Source organism: Escherichia sp. AM3 (assembly GCF_032029835.1).
Taxonomy (GTDB): Bacteria; Pseudomonadota; Gammaproteobacteria; order Enterobacterales; family Enterobacteriaceae; genus Escherichia; species Escherichia coli.
Map to the genome: position 1 here is coordinate 1 of NZ_JAVUPQ010000446.1, position 763 is coordinate 763.

The following is a 763-nucleotide window of genomic DNA, read 5'->3' on the forward strand; positions in this document are numbered from 1 at the left end:
CAACCGCTGGGTGCCTGGCTGGATGTGTGCACCACGTCCACAGACGGATGCCACTGAACACACCGCTAACCTGGCTGATGCCGCCTGATGAACAACCACACCGCCCCGCCGGAGACGGGGCGGCAGCAAGGGAGATACCGTGATGAAAACTGAACTGACCCTGAATGTATTACAGACCATGAACACACAGGAATATGAAGATATCCGGGCTGCCGGAAGTGATGAACGCCGTGAGCTGACTCACGCCGTGATGCGGGAGCTGGATGCGCCGGATAACTGGACGATGAACGGCGAGTACGGCAGCGAGTTTGGCGGCTTTTTCCCCGTCCAGGTCCGTTTCACGCCTGCCCACGAACGTTTTCACCTGGCGTTATGTTCACCGGGCGATGTCTCTCAGGTCTGGGTGCTGGTTCTGGTGAATGCCGGTGGTGAGCCGTTTGCGGTGGTTCAGGTACAGCGGCGGTTTGCACCGGAAGCTGTCAGCCATTCACTGGCACTGGCGGCGTCACTGGACGCGCAGGGGTACAGCGTCAGTGACATCATCCATATCCTGATGGCGGAAGGAAGTCAGGCATGAGCGCACGTTCACGGGCACTGATCCCCCTCAGCGCAGAGCAACAGGCCGCCATGCAGGCTGTGGCTGTCACCGAACAACGTCGTCGTCAGGGACGCACACTTTCAGCATGGCCTTATGCCAGCGCTTTCTTTCGCTGCCTGAATGGCAGTCGCCGGATTTCGCTGACCGATCTCCGCTTTTTTGCTC

Annotated in this window: 2 protein-coding genes and 1 pseudogene; all 3 read left to right on the forward strand. The window is 59.4% G+C overall.

The genetic code is table 11. From position 1 onward, the window contains the following. Nucleotides 1–88 (forward strand): annotated as a pseudogene (locus RTW80_RS31785) (chromosome partitioning protein ParB); the annotation flags it as partial. A 54-nt stretch (nucleotides 89–142) separates the two neighbouring features. Then, nucleotides 143–577 (forward strand): conjugation system SOS inhibitor PsiB, encoded by a 435-nt coding sequence (gene psiB / locus RTW80_RS26495; RefSeq protein WP_000845936.1) that lies wholly within the window; start codon nucleotides 143–145, stop codon nucleotides 575–577. Beyond that, the coding region (locus RTW80_RS26500) for a plasmid SOS inhibition protein A (protein ID WP_171949143.1) at nucleotides 574–763 on the forward strand (190 nt) is incomplete at its 3' end. The genes psiB and RTW80_RS26500, both read left to right, overlap by 4 nt.